Origin of the sequence: Flavobacterium sp. AED, assembly GCF_000812945.1 — a bacterium.
Lineage (GTDB): Bacteria > Bacteroidota > Bacteroidia > Flavobacteriales > Flavobacteriaceae > Flavobacterium.
In genome coordinates, this window is the sequence record NZ_JSYM01000001.1 from 1,067,628 (window position 1) to 1,083,793 (window position 16,166).

Sequence of the window (16,166 nt, forward strand, 5' to 3'; positions counted from 1 at the left end):
TTAAAACAAATATTCAACAAGTATATTAGAACTCGTAAAACTTAAAAAAAGGCTTTAAATCCAATTTATTCAAGCCATTTTTAATTAATAAATCTTATGGAAAATTAAATTTCTATATCAATTTACTATAATAAAAAAGCGCCTTATAAAAGACGCTTTTAATCATTAAAATCTATATTATAAATTTAGTCCTAAAATTTCAGTTCATTTAATAATTCCAAAACTTTTTCTGTTTTTTCGTTCTTCTTTAATTCTGAAAGTTGCGTTTCAAAAAGACTGAAATTATTCAAATCATTTTGTAAATTTTGAATAGCCAAAATTCTAACCGCAGCCATTTGACTTTTTAACGACATCGTATATAATTTTGTCAAAGATTCTTCTTCGATATCTTTGACTTGTACTTTATCTGAATAATGCAAAATCAAATTAGAAAACAATAAGGAGTTATTGTCATTCTTAATATTTTTGACAATCGTCTGAATAATTAAACTGTAATTATCAATACTTTTTATGTTTTCAATGACAGAATTTAAAATCAAAACAGCATTATTCTCGTCCTTTTCTTTCACATATTTATTGATTTCTTTTTGGGTATTCATCAATAAATTTTCTTCTTTCTTGCCTTTCTCTTCCCAAGCATCTTTTAATCCAACGGTTTTATTAAAGACAATTTTACCTTCGGTTGTATCTTTATCAACATTGAAATAACCCAAACGTTGAAACTGAAATTTCTCATCTGATTTTACCGTTGCTAAACTTGGTTCTACAAATCCTTTTACAATTTGTAACGAATTAGGATTCATAAATTCTAAGAAATTTTTCTCCTTATGACTGTCTGGTGCTTCATCAATAAACAAACGATCGTACAAACGAACTTCAGCTTCTAAAGCATGTTCTATGGAAACCCAATGCAAGGTTCCGGCCACTTTTCTTTGACTCGCTTCACTCCCACTTCCGCTGCGACTGTCTTCATCATAAGTCACGTGAATTTCAGTAATAGCTCCTGCAGCATCTTTTACAACGCTTTCTCCTTTAATGATATAGGCATTTTTAAGACGCACTTCTCTACCTAAACTCAATCGGAAAAATTTAGCTGGAGCTTCTTCTAAAAAGTCTTCTCTTTCAATGTATAATTCTCTTGAAAAAGGAACTTTTCTAAATCCTGCACTTTCATCTTCCTGATTATTTTCGGCTTCTAACCATTCTTCTTTATCTTCGGGATAATTTGTAATCACCAATTTTATCGGATCTAAAACCGCCATAACTCTTGGAGCCGTTTTGTTTAAATCTTCACGCAAGCAAAATTCCAAAAGTGAAAAATCAATTATATTTTCTCTTTTGGCAACACCAATTATATCACAAAACTTACGAATTGAAGCAGCTGTATATCCTCTTCTTCTTAATCCTGAAATAGTTGGCATTCTAGGATCATCCCAACCATTTACTATATTTTCCTGAACCAATTGCAATAGTTTTCGCTTGCTCATTACGGTGTAATTCAAGTTCAAACGAGCAAATTCATATTGATGTGGTCTTACTGTATTTGGATCATAAATTTGGTCTAAAAACCAATCGTATAATTCGCGGTGCATCACAAATTCAAGTGTACAAATAGAATGCGAAATTTGCTCTAAATAATCACTTTCTCCGTGTGCATAATCATACATTGGATAAATATTCCAATCATTTCCTGTTCTGTGATGATGACGAAGTAAAATACGGTACATCAATGGATCGCGCATCAACATGTTTTTTGAAGTCATATCAATTTTGGCACGTAAAACATGACTTCCTTCCGGGAAATCACCATTTTTCATTCCTTCGAATAAAGTAAGATTTTCTTCAATAGAACGGTTTCTATAAGGTCCATCAACTCCGGGTTGTGTTGGCGTTCCTTTTTGAATTGCCATGTCTTCAGAAGATTGACTGTCTATATACGCTTTACCGTTTTTAATCATGGCAACCGCCCATTCGTATAACTGCTGAAAATAATCAGAAGAGTATAATTCTTCGGTCCAATTAAAACCCAACCATTTCAAATCTTCTTTGATTGCATCTACATATTCCTGCTCTTCTTTGGCTGGATTGGTATCATCAAAACGCAAATTAACTGGCGCATTGTACTTTAATCCTAAACCAAAATTTAAGCAAATAGATTTGGCATGACCTATGTGTAAATACCCATTAGGTTCCGGCGGAAAACGAAAACGTAATTTATCTTGTGGAAAACCATTGGATAAACTGTCTTCAATGATTTGTTCTATAAAATGGAGTGATTTTTCTTCGGTTGACATTTTTTTGTTTAATTTTAGCAAAGATAAATAAATGGTTTAAAGTTTACTGTTTAAAGTTACAGAGATAGCTTTAAACCTAAAAAAACTTTGAACAAAAAATTAAAAAATGGGATTTATAAAATTAAAAAATATCAGAACCTTCTCCTATCATGGTTGTTTGATTGAAGAAGGAAAAATTGGTTCTGATTATTCAGTTGATTTAAAAGTAAAAACAGATTTGAGGAAATCATCTATTACAGATAACTTGATTGACACGGTTGATTATGTGTTGTTAAACCAAATTGTGGTGGAAGAAATGGCTATCAGAGCCAACTTATTAGAACATGTTGCACAACGTATCATTGCCAGAATTATGAAAGAAGTTCCAGCTATTTCAAGAGTTATTCTGGGTGTTTCAAAATTAAATCCTCCTATTGGTGGTGACGTTGAAGCGGTTACAATAGAAATGGAAGAATATAGAAGTTAAATTAAAAATATTTCAAAGGGTTTAATAAATATTTTTTGAAATTTTTAAACTTTAAACTTTTAAACTTTAAAGTTTTTAGTTACTTTTGCCATCCGTTCAACTACGGCGTCGTGGCCGAGCGGCTAGGCTGGGCTCTGCAAAAGCTCCTACTCCGGTTCGAATCCGGACGATGCCTCTAAAACCTTCAAAGCAATTTGGAGGTTTTTTTATGCCTAATTTTTAAGAAAAATTAATTAAAGTTATAGTTCGAATCCGAACGATGCCTCTAAAATCTTCAAAGCAATTTGAAAGTTTTTTTATGGCTAATTTTTAAGGAAAATTAATTAAAGTTATAGTTCGAATCCATACTAAAAATCTAATCCTTCAAAGTAATTTGGAGGTTTTTATATGGCTAATTTTTAAGAAAAATATAAAATTTAATACTATTCTTTTAAAACTTAAATAAACTTATATTCCTTAAATGGTTTGTAATTTTCAACATATAAGAAATATAAGTTCACATAAGAAATGCTGTAATTATTCAATTTTTTAGAATAAAAAAAGTCTAAATCCGACAGAAATATTCAGATTTAGACTTTTATGTATTTTGAAATAAAAATGTATTTACTTATTTATCAATCTTTTCAAATGCTTTTTTAACCATTTCTTTTTCTTTTGGAAACCATCCTTGAGTGATTAAAACTATTCCGAAAATCATCAAAACAACACTAATTCCTTTTTTAATTTTAAGGATATTTGTTGGGGTCATTTTAGTTTTTAACTGTTTCGCTAATATTATTTTAATACAGTCAATAAATAAATAGGATAGTATTACTGTGATAAAAAAAGTTACCATTCTGGATGTTTGCATTTCAAGTTTTGGTCCTATTGAAATAATAATGGCTAACCAAAATCCTAAAACACCAATATTAATGATATTCAGAAAAAATCCTTTTATAAAAAGACTTAAATAATTCTTTTTTATAATCTCTTTATCTATTGCTTCTGTATTTACTTTTTCTTCTTTTTTTAATCTTACAAAAGAAATTATACCATAAACTAACATCAATATTCCACCAAAAATAAAAAGGGCAGGTTTATCTTTTAAACTTTGAATTAATCTATAACTGCCTAAATACGCTATTCCGATGAATACAATATCACCTAAAACAACCCCTAAATCAAAAACTAAAGCAGCTCTAAATCCCTTTATAATACTCGTTTCAAGTAATATAAAAAACACAGGACCAACCATAAAACTCAAAAAAATTCCCCAAGGAATACCGGATAAAATATCGTTTATCATTAAAAATTAAAATTTATCAGAATAGAATGCAAAACTATTATTTTTCTATGATAGTACCACCTAACAATGTTTCTTTATTAATTTGTTTTGGTTTTCCATGAATATAAATAGAACCACCAGCTTTTACTTTTGCATCAACCAATGTAGTAGCATAGATTTCTGCTTTTCCTCCTGCAGCGACGCTTATTGATGTTTGTGAAGTATTTAAATCACTTGCTTTTAGAATTCCACCAGACGTAATGACAACATCTTGATTTAATGCTTTTCCTGAAATATCAATTATTCCTCCTGAATTTGCCTTAACATTTACTTTTTCTACGTCTAAATCAATGTTTATTTCTGATCCGGCTTTTGAATTTAAATCAATACTGGTTTGTTTAAAAGTATTTTCACTTGAAACATAACTTCCCTCGCTTGCACTGATACTTTCAATTCTTTTAAAATATAATTTAATCGTTATATCATCACCTGATAATAATTTTGGAAAAGGCATTCTTATCTTTAATTCTCCATTTTTATTAACTATTTCAACTTCTTCAGCTCTATTTCCTGTTATAATAATTTTATTTTCTGAGCCTGAGATTAATTTAACATTGATTTTATCAAATACTTTAACTGCATCAAAATCTCCTAAGTTTCTGGTTACCTGTGCATTTGTTAGTTGACTTAAAAATACAAAGGCAATAATCACTAATTTTTTCATTTTTTTTATTTTATTGGTTCTTCAATTCTTCTTAAAAAATTAAAATCCAGTTGTTTTTTAACTAAATCGGCATTTTTTACTTTAACGTAAATTTCATCTCCTAATTGTAATAATTTACCCGAAGTTGCGCCAGTTAGTGCATATTGTTTTTCATCAAAAGTGTAATAATCATCTTTTATATCTCTGATTCTACACATTCCTTCACATTTATTCTCTATAATTTCTACATAAATTCCCCATTCAGTCACACCAGAAATTACTCCTAAAAATTCTTGATCCTGATGATCTTGCATGTATTTTACCTGCATATATTTGATAGAATCCCGTTCTGCATTAGTTGCCAACCCTTCCATTGTAGAAGAATGAACACATTTCGTTTCATATGTTTCTTCATCAACTGATTTTCCACCATCAAGATAATGCTGTAATAATCGATGTACCATTACATCGGGATAACGACGAATTGGTGATGTAAAATGCGAATAATAATCAAAAGCTAAACCGTAATGTCCTATGTTATCCGTAGAATATTTAGCTTTACTCATACTTCTAATCGCAAGAGTATCAATTAAATTCTGTTCTTTTTTACCATTTACTTCTTCCATCAAAGCATTCAATGATTTAGAAATATCACCTTTATTACGGAAATCAATTTTGTAACCAAACTTTGCAATTACCGTTTGCATAGCAATTAATTTATCTTCATTTGGCTCATCATGAATCCTGTAAATGAAGGTTTTCTTTTGTTTACCAATGAATTCTGCTACTTTTTTATTAGCTAAAAGCATGAATTCTTCAATCAGATGATTGGCATCTTTGGAAACTTTAAAATAAACTCCTTGAGGTTCACCAGCTTCATCTAAATTGAATTTCACTTCAACTTTATCAAAAGAAATTGCTCCATCAGCCATTCTTCTTTTTCTGAAAATTTTAGCTAATTCATCCAGTTTTAAAGTCGCTGAGACAATTTCTTCCGAAACTTGATATGAACTTCCAGTTATTGAAATTTCTTCGGGAATAACGTCATCCTTGGTTTCTATGATATATTGTGCTTCCTCGTAAGAAAATCGTTGATCAGAATAAATTACAGTTCTACCAAACCATTGATTGACTACCTGAGATTTTTCAGTGATTTCAAAAATAGCTGAAAACGTATATTTTTCTTCATTTGGACGCAATGAACAGGCAAAATTTGATAATACTTCGGGTAACATTGGCACTACTCTATCCACTAAATAAACAGAAGTTGCTCTTTGATACGCTTCATCATCCAGAATTGTTCCTTCTTCAAGATAATACGAAACATCGGCAATGTGAATACCAATTTCGTAATTGCCATTCTCTAATTTTTTAAATGATAAAGCATCATCAAAATCTTTGGCATCTTTTGGATCAATCGTAAAAGTCAACGTATCGCGCATATCACGACGTTTAGCAATTTCACTTGCTTCTATCGACGTATCTATTTTCTGGGCATAGGTTTCCACCTCAATAGGAAATTCTGATGGTAAACCGTATTCAGCAAGAATAGCGTGAATTTCCGTATCATGTTCTCCTGGTTTACCTAAAACTTTAATTACTTTTCCAAAAGGACTATCGGCTCTATCTGGCCAATCTTCGATATGAACTAAAACTACATCTCCTTGCTCGGCCTCTCCTATTTTATCTTTTGGAATAAAAATATCAGTGTACATTTTTGGATTGGCAGTAGAAACAAAAGAGAAGTTTTTCTGGATATCAATAACACCCACAAAGTCCGTTTTATTTCTTTCAATCACTTCAATTACTTCACCTTCAGGTCTTTTCCCTTTTCTTCGATTGTAAACATAAACTTTTACAATATCTTTATCTAAAGCGTGATTTAAATTATTGGTGGGAATGAAGACATCTTCTTCTAAATCTGGACAAACAAAATAAGCAGTTTTACGACCAGTCATATCAATCTTACCTTCGTAATAGTCTTTGCTTATTGCTTTTATTAAATATTTACCAGGTTCTGATTCTATAATTTTATTTTGAGAAGCCAGAATCTTCAAATCTTTTATAATTTGATTTCTGCTTTGGGTATCATCGAGTTCCAGCTTTGCTCCTATTTGTTTATAATTGAATGCTTTATTAGCACTTTGCGACAATATTTTTACTATTTTATCTGAGAAATCTTTCTCTTTTTTGATCGGCTTTCTTAATCTTTTACTCATACATCTTTTCTTATTGCGCATAAAATTACGAAATAGTTAATCGTTATCAATAAACGGTTAGCAGTTTTAAAGAAAATATAACTTTACAGAATAGTTGTACCTTTATAAAAACAATTAAAATGGAAGATTTTCAAACTATTGCTATTTTTAATTATTCACATGAAATTGTTGTTCTGAAGCACATTTTAGATCAAGAAGAAATTCCTTATTTTTTTGAAAATGAAACAACATTAGCTGTTGTTCCATTCTACTCAAATGCATTAGGCGGAATTAAATTAAAAGTACACGTTAACGATTTTGAAAAGGTTCAGGAAATTTTAGATCATTTGAACAACAATCTAACCATCGTTTAATTCAATTTTAATTTTTTATTTTTTCAAAGTTGTCAACATATATTTAAATAAACAAAAAGAAAAATTAAATTTAAATTCTTTCTTGGTTGTTATTATAGCATGTTAATAGCCGCAATAAATTTATTTTAAAAGGTATTGAAATGAAGTTTAAAGTTGTTATACCGACTTATCAACAATGTTATTTTAAGGTAAAGGATTAGTTTTAAAGTGTTTTTAAATTTTAATTAACAATGGTTAATAATTCAAATCGAATTGATTTTGTAAATAACTACTTTTTGAGTTTTTGTTAATAAACTGTTTTTTTATAATGATAACTATTCTAAAAATTCACCAAACAATATTTGGATTTCTAATGTGGGTTTTGGATTACTTCTTTTTAAGTTAGAACCAAAAAAAACTTCTAATATTCTATCCAAAGTTATGAACAGGTTGCGTTAATTTAAAGTTAACTGAATATCAAGCTATTGCGTTTTGCTATTAACAATGTAAAAAATTAACATTTTAAATATAAAATATACATTGATTCACAGTTATTTATAGATTTATTAAAATTATTAATAAGCCTTAATCAAATAGTAATCTGATAGTTACAGCATCTATAATTTACTTTAATTTTTAAGGACTAATTTGGATTGAAATACTCAATTAAAGAAAGCGAGATTTAAATTCGACAAAACTAAATTTCTTTATTTAAATTTGCACCACACAACTTAATATAGTAAAAATGAAAATATCAATAGGAAACGATCACGCTGGTCCAGAATACAAAAAAGCAATTGTTGAAATGCTTAAAGCAAAAGGGCATGAAATAACTAATTACGGAACGGATTCAGCAGATAGCGTAGATTATCCTGATTTTGGACATCCAGTTGCTATTGATGTTTCTGAAGGAAAAGCTGATTTTGGAATCGTTATTTGCGGAAGCGGAAATGGAATTTCAATGTCGGTTAATAAACATGCAAAAGTACGTGCCGCTTTATGTTGGATAAAAGAAATTGCAGTTTTAGCCCGTCAACACAATGATGCTAATATAATTAGTATTCCAGCTCGTTATACTTCAATTCCGCAAGCTGTAGAAATGGTAGATGCTTTCTTAAATACGGATTTTGAAGGTGGAAGACACCAAACAAGAGTAGATAAAATTAGCTGTTAGTAATTATTTTATATGAATATCTTTTCATAAAAATAAAATAATCCAACAGCAATTATAATTTGAATAAATACAATTCTGTAGAATTTAAAAAGATAGTATTTCTTAGCAGTTTTATGTCTAAAAATGTACATGGCTAACGCCGAACCAATTGTGCCGCCAACAGCAGCAAATGATAAAAGGGTTTCTTCGGAAATCCTTTTTTTATGAGTAATAGCTAATCGTTTATCATAAGCGGTAATTATAAAAGCTAAAATATTCAAGATTAAAAAAGTATATAATAAAGTCATAAATGATATAAATTTCAAGTTTAAAGCTATTATTTTAGCTAAAAAAATTAATTAGCAGATTTCATTTTTTTCTGATTAAACAATTTTTGGATTAACACATTTAAAATTATCTAATTACATAATGACTAATATACAATTTATAAATAAAACTGTTGTAACAGCAGCGGTTAATATTCAAAAAACCGTTCAATTATTACAGGAAGATTGTTCCATTCCGTTTATTTCCCGGTATCGAAAAGATACAACAGGAAATCTGGATGAAGTACAAATAGAACAAATTGCAAAGCTTCAAAAAGAATACGAAGTGATTGTAAAACGCAAAGAAGCAATTTTAAAATCCATTGCCGAACAAAATTCACTTTCGCCGGAATTAGAGAAAAAAATCCAACAAAGTTTTGATTTACAGGAACTAGAAGATTTTTATCTGCCTTTTAAAAAGAAGAAAAAAACCAAAGCTGATGTCGCTCGTGAAAATGGATTAGAGCCTTTGGCAAAAATTATCATGGCACAAAATAATGATGCTGTTGATTTTATTTCTTCCAAATATTTGAATGAAAATGTGATTAATGAAGATGCCGCTTTACAAGGCGCCAGAGATATTATTGCCGAATGGATTAATGAAAATATTTATGTTCGAAAACAACTCCGAAGATTGTACGAACGTAAAGCAATCATTACCACCAAAGTTGTGAAAACAAAAAAAGACGAAGAAGCGGCACAAAAATTCAATCAATATTTTGAATGGTCAGAACCGTTAACTAAAGCGCCATCACATCGATTATTAGCGATGCTTCGTGCCGAAAATGAAGGTTTTATCAAGTTTAAAGTAGAAGTTGATATTGATGAAGCGTATGATATTATTGATGCATTAATCCTAAAAAGCCAAAATAGCACCACACCTCACGTACAATTAGCCATCGAAGACAGTTACAAACGATTGTTGAATCCGGCAATTTCAAATGAAGCTTTGCAAGAGGCAAAAGCTAAGGCTGATGCTAATTCTATTCAGGTTTTTGCGAATAATCTTGGACAGTTATTATTAGCGCCGCCTTTGGGTGAAAAACGAATTTTGGCGATTGATCCAGGATTTAGAAGTGGTTGTAAAATAGTTTGTCTGGATGAAAAAGGCGATTTGTTGTACAATGAAACCATTTATCCGCACGCGCCTCAAAAAGAGGAAGCGATGGCTATGAAAAAAATCCGTTCGATGGTGAATTCCTATAAAATTGATGCAATTTCCATAGGAAACGGAACGGCTTCGAGAGAAACGGAATTCTTTATCAAGAAAATAGCGTTTGATAAACCGGTTCAAGTTTTTATCGTTTCCGAAGCTGGAGCATCCGTTTATTCCGCATCAAAAATTGCCAGAGAGGAGTTCCCAGATTATGATGTTACGGTTCGTGGTTCGGTTTCTATCGGGAGACGATTGAGTGATCCATTGGCTGAATTAGTGAAAATTGACCCGAAAGCCATTGGCGTAGGCCAATACCAACATGATGTGGATCAAAACAAGTTAAAAGAAGAATTAGATAATACAGTGATTCGTTGCGTGAATTCCGTTGGGATAAATATCAACACGGCGAGTAAACATTTGTTGAGTTATGTGAGTGGAATAGGAGAGAAGCTAGCTGAAAATATTGTACAATATCGCTCGGAAAATGGTCCTTTTCAAGATAGAAAACAACTCAAAAAAGTGCCGCGATTAGGTGAAAAAGCGTATCAGCAAGGAGTTGCTTTTATTCGAATTTCGAATGCCAAGAATCCATTAGATAATTCAGCAGTGCATCCCGAAGCCTACGGAATTGTGGAAAAAATGGCTAAAGATTTGAAATTGACGGTAAATGATTTGATTGCCAACAAAGAAAAAACGGCTTTAATAAAACCAGAAAATTATATTACGCCGGAAATAGGGTTACTAGGTTTAAAAGATATTATCAAAGAATTGGAAAAACCTGGATTAGATCCTAGAAAATCAGCCAAAGTATTTGAATTTGACCCCAATGTAAAAACCATAAAAGATGTAAAATCTGGAATGATTTTGCCTGGAATTGTGAATAACATTACCAATTTTGGGTGTTTTGTGGATATTGGAGTAAAAGAAAGTGGATTGGTTCACATCTCGCAACTCAAAGCAGGTTTTGTGAGTGATGTGAATGAAGTGGTAAAATTACACCAACACGTTCAGGTAAAAGTAACCGAAGTAGATGAAGACAGAAAGAGAATACAGTTGACCATGATTATTTAAACCATAAAAAAAAGGCTTTTCAAATTATGAAAAGCCTTTTTTTTATTTTGTTTCTTCTTCTTTTTTATCAGCTGGCTGACTGTCATCTTTGGCTGCGTTTTTGAATTCTTTAATTCCGCTTCCTAAACCTTTCATTAATTCCGGGATTTTTTTACCTCCAAAAAGTAATAAAACAACGGCCAATATAACAAGGATTTCTGTAACACCTAATCTTCCCATGATTGAATAATTTATTGCCGAAGCAAATTTGTGATAAATCTAACCACAAAGATAATTAGAATAACTTAACAGAAACTCTTTTTAAGGCAATTATTTGGTTTCAATAACGTTAAAAATTTATTAAAACAAATTTACCATCTTTAAAAAGGGGTAAATGGAACGGAATACTATCCATACTATAAATTGATTATATTTGTTCAATAATCAAATTGTATGTCCGGAAAAAGACAAAAAAGAAAAAAACTAAAGGAAAATCTGTTCAATAAAAGACGTTTAATAATTTTAAACGAAGATACTTTTGAAGAAACATTTTCTTTAAAACTTACTTTGATGAATGTTTTTGTATTTGTCACTTTGAGTACCATTATTATTATAACGGTGACCACTTTTATCATTGCCTTTACACCTTTGCGAGAATTCATTCCGGGATATTCCTCTTCAAAACTTAAAAAAGATGCTACCCAATTGGCTTTAAAAGCAGATTCTTTGTCTTTTGCTTTAAAGAAAAATGAAGCTTATATTAAATCCATTCAAAAAGTATTAACAGGTGAATTAGAGTATGCAAAATTCAACAAAGATTCCATCCTAGCGGCTACCGAAGAAGTTCCATCGCCGGTGAATTTAGCTGCTTCAAAAAAAGAAATGGAATTAAGAGAACAAGTTGCGAAAGAAGAAAAAGAAACGATTTCTAAAAAATCAAAGTAAAATTCACATATCTTTTATCTTTAATAAAGAATAAACCCAAAAAATGTCAATAAAATCAGTTGCTGCGAAACTATTTGCACTTAAAATTTATAAAAAAACTCAGGCTTGGGCCAATAATCCTGTTGCGACCCAAAATAAAGTTTTACTAGAATTAATCAAAGAAGCCAAGGAAACTCAATTTGGATTGGACCATCATTTTGATACTATAAAATCAAGTGCCGATTTTGCGAATCAGGTTCCAGTTCGGGATTATGAAGCGTTGAAACCCTATGTTGATAAGGTGGTAAAAGGTGCTGAAAATATTCTTTGGAAAGGGAAACCGTTGTATTTTGCCAAAACATCGGGAACAACTTCTGGAGCTAAATATATTCCATTAACGGCGGCATCGATGCCTTTTCATATTGAAGCGGCTCGAAATGCGATTCTGCATTATATTCACGAAACCGGAAAAGCGGATTTTATTGACGGAAAAATGATTTTCCTGCAAGGAAGCCCAATTCTTGAAGAAAAGTACGGGATTAAGCTGGGCAGATTATCAGGAATTGTAGCTCATTTTGTTCCAAAATATCTGCAAAAAAACCGAATGCCTTCTTGGGAAACTAATTGTATTGAAGATTGGGAAACCAAAGTAAATGCGATTGTCGAAGAGACATTCAACGAAAACATGACTGTGATTTCAGGAATTCCATCCTGGGTGCAAATGTATTTTGAAAAATTGCAGCAAAAAGGAGGGAAGCCAGTAGGAGAAATCTTCAAAAACTTCAATTTATTTATTTACGGCGGGGTAAATTATGAGCCGTATCGCGCTAAATTTGAAAATTTAATTGGTCGAAAAGTAGATAGCATCGAATTATTTCCAGCTTCGGAAGGGTTTTTTGCGTACCAAGATTCTCAAAAAGAGCGAGGCATGCTACTGCTTTTGAATTCGGGGATTTTCTATGAATTTATAAAAAGTGACGAATTTTACACGGAGAAACCAAGACGGTATACTATTGGAGAAGTAGCATTAGATGTAAATTATGTGTTGATTATCTCTACCAATGCAGGACTTTGGGGTTATAATATTGGTGATACCGTTCAGTTTACGTCATTAAAACCGTATCGCGTTATCGTTTCGGGGAGAATCAAGCATTATATTTCCGCTTTTGGAGAACATGTCATTGGAAAAGAAGTGGAAAGTGCGTTGCAGGAAGCGATAATCGGAACGAATATTCGAATAAATGAATTTACCGTTGCACCACAAATCAACCCAATGGTAGGATTACCGTATCACGAATGGTTCATTGAATTTGAGAACGAACCGGAAGACAGCGTAACTTTTGCGGAAGCGATAGACAATGCCATGAGAAAGCAAAACGTATATTACGACGATTTGATTGTGGGACACGTATTGCGAAAAGTTGTGATCACAAAAGTCACTAAAAATGGTTTTCAGGAGTATATGAAATCAATAGGCAAGCTGGGCGGACAAAATAAAATCCCCAGACTTTCTAATGACAGAGCCATTGTGGATTTATTAAACAAAAAATAAAAGGGTTACATTTGAGTTTTAGAAAATAGAATAAATGAAAGATACGAAACATATATCACGCTCCAGAGCACAGGAATCATCAGCAGCCATTGAAAAAATGTACATTACGATGCGTCATTTGTTCAATAGAGGATTTTATAAACCAATGGGCGTTTCAGGAGATACTTTGAGGGAAGCTTTATTGGCTTTGCGACCAGAAATTTACGGTAATATTGGTGAAGAAAAAGTAGAATTGAATGGGCTTTTATACGTTATTGAGCGTTTGCCGGTAGGAATTGAAGAATGTAGATTCATCAATTTAACTTCGGATGAAGGGTATTCTAAATCCCACTTTCAAGCGATTGTTCCACCAAAAAGACGCCGTAATTGTTATCGAATTGACGAAGAACAAATGAATGTGGAGATTACGCGTGGACGTTCGGATATTTATGATATTTTGACGCATTTGACGTTCATTTTTATCGAATCCCATAAAATAAGAAACAGGGTTTTACTAGATGATGCAGGCGAAGTTTCGCGGGATTGGTTCAAACTGGAACAAGCAGTTTCACAAAACAAAAAACTGACTCTTGTAGAAAAAGAGAAAGCAATTTCGCATGCTTCAAATATTCTGGGAAGAACATTTGAGGAAGTTTTAGAGATATATGATGCATTTGGATCTGTAACTTCGCCAGATCGTTTCTTACATGTAATTTTTTGGTTGGGTAAATTAGCGATTGAGGAAGTGGTTGACAATAATAAAAGAACCATAACATTCAGCCCAATTTTGAGAGAACGATTGGGACATCATATTCATGGTGAAATTTGGGCTACGAACATCAAGGAAGTTTTGAAAGAGAATCAGCTTCTGGACCGTCCAATTCATGTGATTAGTGCCAATATGCACAGTGTAATGAACTCTATTTTTGCAACGCCAGTTTTAAAAACAAAGTTTAAAGACAAATCAGATTTCTTTATTTATGAAGAATTGAGTAAGTCTGGTGCCAATGAAGTTCGGAATTTAGTGGAAGAATCAGCCTTAAAATACGGAATGATTTCGTTGCCGGATACTTCAGGAACCAATATTGATGTGCAAATTTTTGATACAGCCAAGATAGATTGGGCTAAAACATCATTTCCAAAAGCAAATACAGGAGATAAAAAACCGGTTATAATCGTGATGGATTATGCTTTTGGCGAGCAAGCGTATGAAACGATTGATGAATTATTGAAACCGTATAAAAAAGAGACCTTATTGAATGTGGAATCAGTTTCCATAATGGGGAAAGCGGGAATCTTGGAAGGCGGAAAAGGAGATATTATGATTCCGAATGCGCACATCAATGAGGGAACGGCAGACAATTATTTTTTCCATAATGAATTGTCGGCTGAGATGTTTGAAGGCAATGATATTGCGGTTTTTGCAGGACCAATGGTTACTGTATTGGGAACATCATTGCAAAACAGGGATTTATTAAAGTTCTTTCATGAATCAACCTGGGGTGTAATTGGATTGGAAATGGAAGGTTCTTATTATCAAAAAGCCATTCAATCGGCATCCAAAATCAGAAAAAGCGTTCCTTTGGATATCAAAGTAAGATATGCGTATTACGCGTCGGATAATCCGTTGGAAACAGGAAGCACATTAGCTTCTGGCGGACTGGGAACAACGGGTGTAAAACCAACGTATTTGATTACCATTAAAATATTGGAACAAATTTTCAACGTAAAATAAAAGAACAGCATGAATAAAAACGAATCCAATAACCAAGAGGATCAGGAGATTGATTTAACACAAATTTCTAAAAAGATAAAAAGTTTTTTTGAAGGAATTAATACTTTGATATTCAAATGCATTCAGTTTTTTGTAAAAAGAGTGATTGTGATTTCAATTTTGATACTAGTTGGAGTCGGTTTGGGAATGTTTTTAGACGAAACACAAAAAACCTATGATCATCAAATTATAGTTACCCCAAATTTTGGGAGCACGGACTATTTATATTCTAAAATTAATTTGCTTGAATCTAAAATAAAAGAAAGGGATACTGTTTTTCTTAAAGAAATTGTAGGGATAAAAAAACCGATAGAAATACTAAAAATTGAGATCAAACCCATAACGGATGTTTACAAGTTTATTGAAAATAAAACCGAAAACTTTGAATTAATCAAGTTGATGGCGGAAGGCGGGGATATAAAAAAAATCCTGGAAGATAATTTGACCAGTAAAAATTATCCTTTACATACCATTACTTTCAAAACTAAAAAGACAACAAACGATATTGAAACGGTTCAGCCTATTTTAAACTATCTAAACGAAACGGATTACTATAAAAAAATCCAAAAAGAAACGGTAAATAATGTCCAAATAAAGATGATTCAAAATGACACTATTATTTCACAAATAAATAGTGTTTTAAATGGATTTTCTAACATGGTAAATGGAGCTCAAAAAAGTGATAAACTGGTTTATTATAATGAAAATACGCAACTAAATGATGTTATTAAAACTAAAGAGGCTTTGATTAATGAACAAGGAAATCATAGAGTAGAATTAGTTGGATTAAATAAAATTATAAAGGATAACAGTTCAACATTAAATATTGAAAACACTAACTCGGTCAATGGAAAGTTAAAATTGGTTTTGCCTGTTTTGTTTCTGTTTTTATTTATTTTAATACATTTATTTATGGCTTATTATAAAAGCCAAATGAGAAAATCAAAATTGATATAATTACTTTTAACCTTGTT

The 16,166-nt window shown here is 31.5% G+C and carries 14 protein-coding genes and 1 tRNA gene; 9 read left to right on the forward strand and 6 right to left on the reverse strand.

Translation table 11 applies throughout. The features are described from left to right. Positions 1 to 191: 191 nt before the first annotated feature. A complete protein-coding gene (locus OA85_RS04790) occupies positions 192 to 2,294 on the reverse strand; it encodes a glutamine--tRNA ligase/YqeY domain fusion protein (protein WP_039108347.1) in 2,103 nt (700 codons plus the stop codon). Between the two features lie 106 nt (positions 2,295 to 2,400). Between OA85_RS04790 and folB the strand changes: the two genes are divergently transcribed. Beyond that, the gene (gene folB / locus OA85_RS04795) at positions 2,401 to 2,760 is read left to right on the forward strand and encodes a dihydroneopterin aldolase (RefSeq protein ID WP_039108348.1); all 360 of its coding nucleotides are present in this window, start codon (positions 2,401 to 2,403) and stop codon (positions 2,758 to 2,760) included. Between the two features lie 104 nt (positions 2,761 to 2,864). Next, positions 2,865 to 2,935 (forward strand) — tRNA-Cys (locus OA85_RS17350). Between the two features lie 432 nt (positions 2,936 to 3,367). Here OA85_RS17350 and OA85_RS04800 read toward each other — a convergent pair. From OA85_RS04800 to rnr, 3 genes are read right to left on the reverse strand one after another with little or no spacing between them, the layout of a single operon-like run. Continuing rightward, positions 3,368 to 4,045 (reverse strand): LysE family translocator, encoded by a 678-nt coding sequence (locus OA85_RS04800; RefSeq protein ID WP_039108349.1) that lies wholly within the window; start codon positions 4,043 to 4,045, stop codon positions 3,368 to 3,370. 37 nt (positions 4,046 to 4,082) lie between these two features. Further along, positions 4,083 to 4,748 (reverse strand): head GIN domain-containing protein, encoded by a 666-nt coding sequence (locus tag OA85_RS04805; protein WP_039108350.1) that lies wholly within the window; start codon positions 4,746 to 4,748, stop codon positions 4,083 to 4,085. A gap of 5 nt (positions 4,749 to 4,753) precedes the next feature. Next, positions 4,754 to 6,946: a ribonuclease R gene (rnr, locus tag OA85_RS04810; protein ID WP_039108351.1), complete on the reverse strand. Its 2,193-nt coding sequence runs from the start codon at positions 6,944 to 6,946 to the stop codon at positions 4,754 to 4,756. 119 nt (positions 6,947 to 7,065) lie between these two features. Between rnr and OA85_RS04815 the strand changes: the two genes are divergently transcribed. Both OA85_RS04815 and rpiB read left to right on the forward strand, forming a co-directional pair. After that, the gene (locus OA85_RS04815; RefSeq protein ID WP_039108353.1) at positions 7,066 to 7,299 is read left to right on the forward strand and encodes a hypothetical protein; all 234 of its coding nucleotides are present in this window, start codon (positions 7,066 to 7,068) and stop codon (positions 7,297 to 7,299) included. A gap of 724 nt (positions 7,300 to 8,023) precedes the next feature. Next, positions 8,024 to 8,452, forward strand: a complete 429-nt coding sequence (gene rpiB / locus OA85_RS04820; RefSeq protein ID WP_039108355.1) for a ribose 5-phosphate isomerase B — start codon at positions 8,024 to 8,026, stop codon at positions 8,450 to 8,452. 8 nt (positions 8,453 to 8,460) lie between these two features. Here rpiB and OA85_RS04825 read toward each other — a convergent pair whose 3' ends face one another. After that, positions 8,461 to 8,739 (reverse strand): DUF1294 domain-containing protein, encoded by a 279-nt coding sequence (locus OA85_RS04825; RefSeq protein WP_039108356.1) that lies wholly within the window; start codon positions 8,737 to 8,739, stop codon positions 8,461 to 8,463. Positions 8,740 to 8,860: 121 nt separating this feature from the next. Here OA85_RS04825 and OA85_RS04830 point away from each other — a divergent pair, with 121 nt between their 5' ends. Continuing rightward, positions 8,861 to 10,984 (forward strand): Tex family protein, encoded by a 2,124-nt coding sequence (locus tag OA85_RS04830; RefSeq protein WP_039108357.1) that lies wholly within the window; start codon positions 8,861 to 8,863, stop codon positions 10,982 to 10,984. A gap of 42 nt (positions 10,985 to 11,026) precedes the next feature. On the opposite strand, the gene tatA is transcribed toward OA85_RS04830, so the two are convergent. Further along, positions 11,027 to 11,203 (reverse strand): twin-arginine translocase TatA/TatE family subunit, encoded by a 177-nt coding sequence (gene tatA, locus OA85_RS04835; RefSeq protein WP_035668977.1) that lies wholly within the window; start codon positions 11,201 to 11,203, stop codon positions 11,027 to 11,029. Between the two features lie 213 nt (positions 11,204 to 11,416). Between tatA and OA85_RS04840 the strand changes: the two genes are divergently transcribed. Genes OA85_RS04840 through OA85_RS04855 form a run of 4 tightly spaced genes read left to right on the forward strand, consistent with a single transcriptional unit; the run spans position 11,417 to position 16,149 of the window. After that, positions 11,417 to 11,908 carry a hypothetical protein gene (locus tag OA85_RS04840; protein WP_039108358.1) on the forward strand — a complete coding sequence of 164 codons (492 nt, stop codon included), beginning with the start codon at positions 11,417 to 11,419 and terminating at the stop codon, positions 11,906 to 11,908. Between the two features lie 43 nt (positions 11,909 to 11,951). Continuing rightward, complete coding sequence (locus tag OA85_RS04845; protein WP_039108359.1) at positions 11,952 to 13,439, forward strand: GH3 auxin-responsive promoter family protein; 1,488 nt, start codon at positions 11,952 to 11,954, stop codon at positions 13,437 to 13,439. Positions 13,440 to 13,473: 34 nt separating this feature from the next. Next, positions 13,474 to 15,153: a hypothetical protein gene (locus OA85_RS04850; RefSeq protein WP_039108360.1), complete on the forward strand. Its 1,680-nt coding sequence runs from the start codon at positions 13,474 to 13,476 to the stop codon at positions 15,151 to 15,153. A gap of 9 nt (positions 15,154 to 15,162) precedes the next feature. Further along, entirely contained in the window at positions 15,163 to 16,149 is a 987-nt protein-coding gene (locus OA85_RS04855) for a hypothetical protein (RefSeq protein WP_039108361.1), read from the forward strand. Positions 16,150 to 16,166 lie beyond the last annotated feature (17 nt).

Excerpts from the sequence above, each read along its gene's own strand:
- OA85_RS04790 (WP_039108347.1), bottom strand. The coding sequence starts at position 2,294 with ATGTCAACCGAAGAAAAATCACTCCATTTTATAGAACAAATCATTGAA.
- folB (WP_039108348.1), top strand. The coding sequence starts at position 2,401 with ATGGGATTTATAAAATTAAAAAATATCAGAACCTTCTCCTATCATGGT.
- OA85_RS04800 (WP_039108349.1), bottom strand. The coding sequence starts at position 4,045 with ATGATAAACGATATTTTATCCGGTATTCCTTGGGGAATTTTTTTGAGT.
- OA85_RS04805 (WP_039108350.1), bottom strand. The coding sequence starts at position 4,748 with ATGAAAAAATTAGTGATTATTGCCTTTGTATTTTTAAGTCAACTAACA.
- rnr (WP_039108351.1), bottom strand. The coding sequence starts at position 6,946 with ATGAGTAAAAGATTAAGAAAGCCGATCAAAAAAGAGAAAGATTTCTCA.
- OA85_RS04815 (WP_039108353.1), top strand. The coding sequence starts at position 7,066 with ATGGAAGATTTTCAAACTATTGCTATTTTTAATTATTCACATGAAATT.
- rpiB (WP_039108355.1), top strand. The coding sequence starts at position 8,024 with ATGAAAATATCAATAGGAAACGATCACGCTGGTCCAGAATACAAAAAA.
- OA85_RS04825 (WP_039108356.1), bottom strand. The coding sequence starts at position 8,739 with ATGACTTTATTATATACTTTTTTAATCTTGAATATTTTAGCTTTTATA.
- OA85_RS04830 (WP_039108357.1), top strand. The coding sequence starts at position 8,861 with ATGACTAATATACAATTTATAAATAAAACTGTTGTAACAGCAGCGGTT.
- tatA (WP_035668977.1), bottom strand. The coding sequence starts at position 11,203 with ATGGGAAGATTAGGTGTTACAGAAATCCTTGTTATATTGGCCGTTGTT.
- OA85_RS04840 (WP_039108358.1), top strand. The coding sequence starts at position 11,417 with ATGTCCGGAAAAAGACAAAAAAGAAAAAAACTAAAGGAAAATCTGTTC.
- OA85_RS04845 (WP_039108359.1), top strand. The coding sequence starts at position 11,952 with ATGTCAATAAAATCAGTTGCTGCGAAACTATTTGCACTTAAAATTTAT.
- OA85_RS04850 (WP_039108360.1), top strand. The coding sequence starts at position 13,474 with ATGAAAGATACGAAACATATATCACGCTCCAGAGCACAGGAATCATCA.
- OA85_RS04855 (WP_039108361.1), top strand. The coding sequence starts at position 15,163 with ATGAATAAAAACGAATCCAATAACCAAGAGGATCAGGAGATTGATTTA.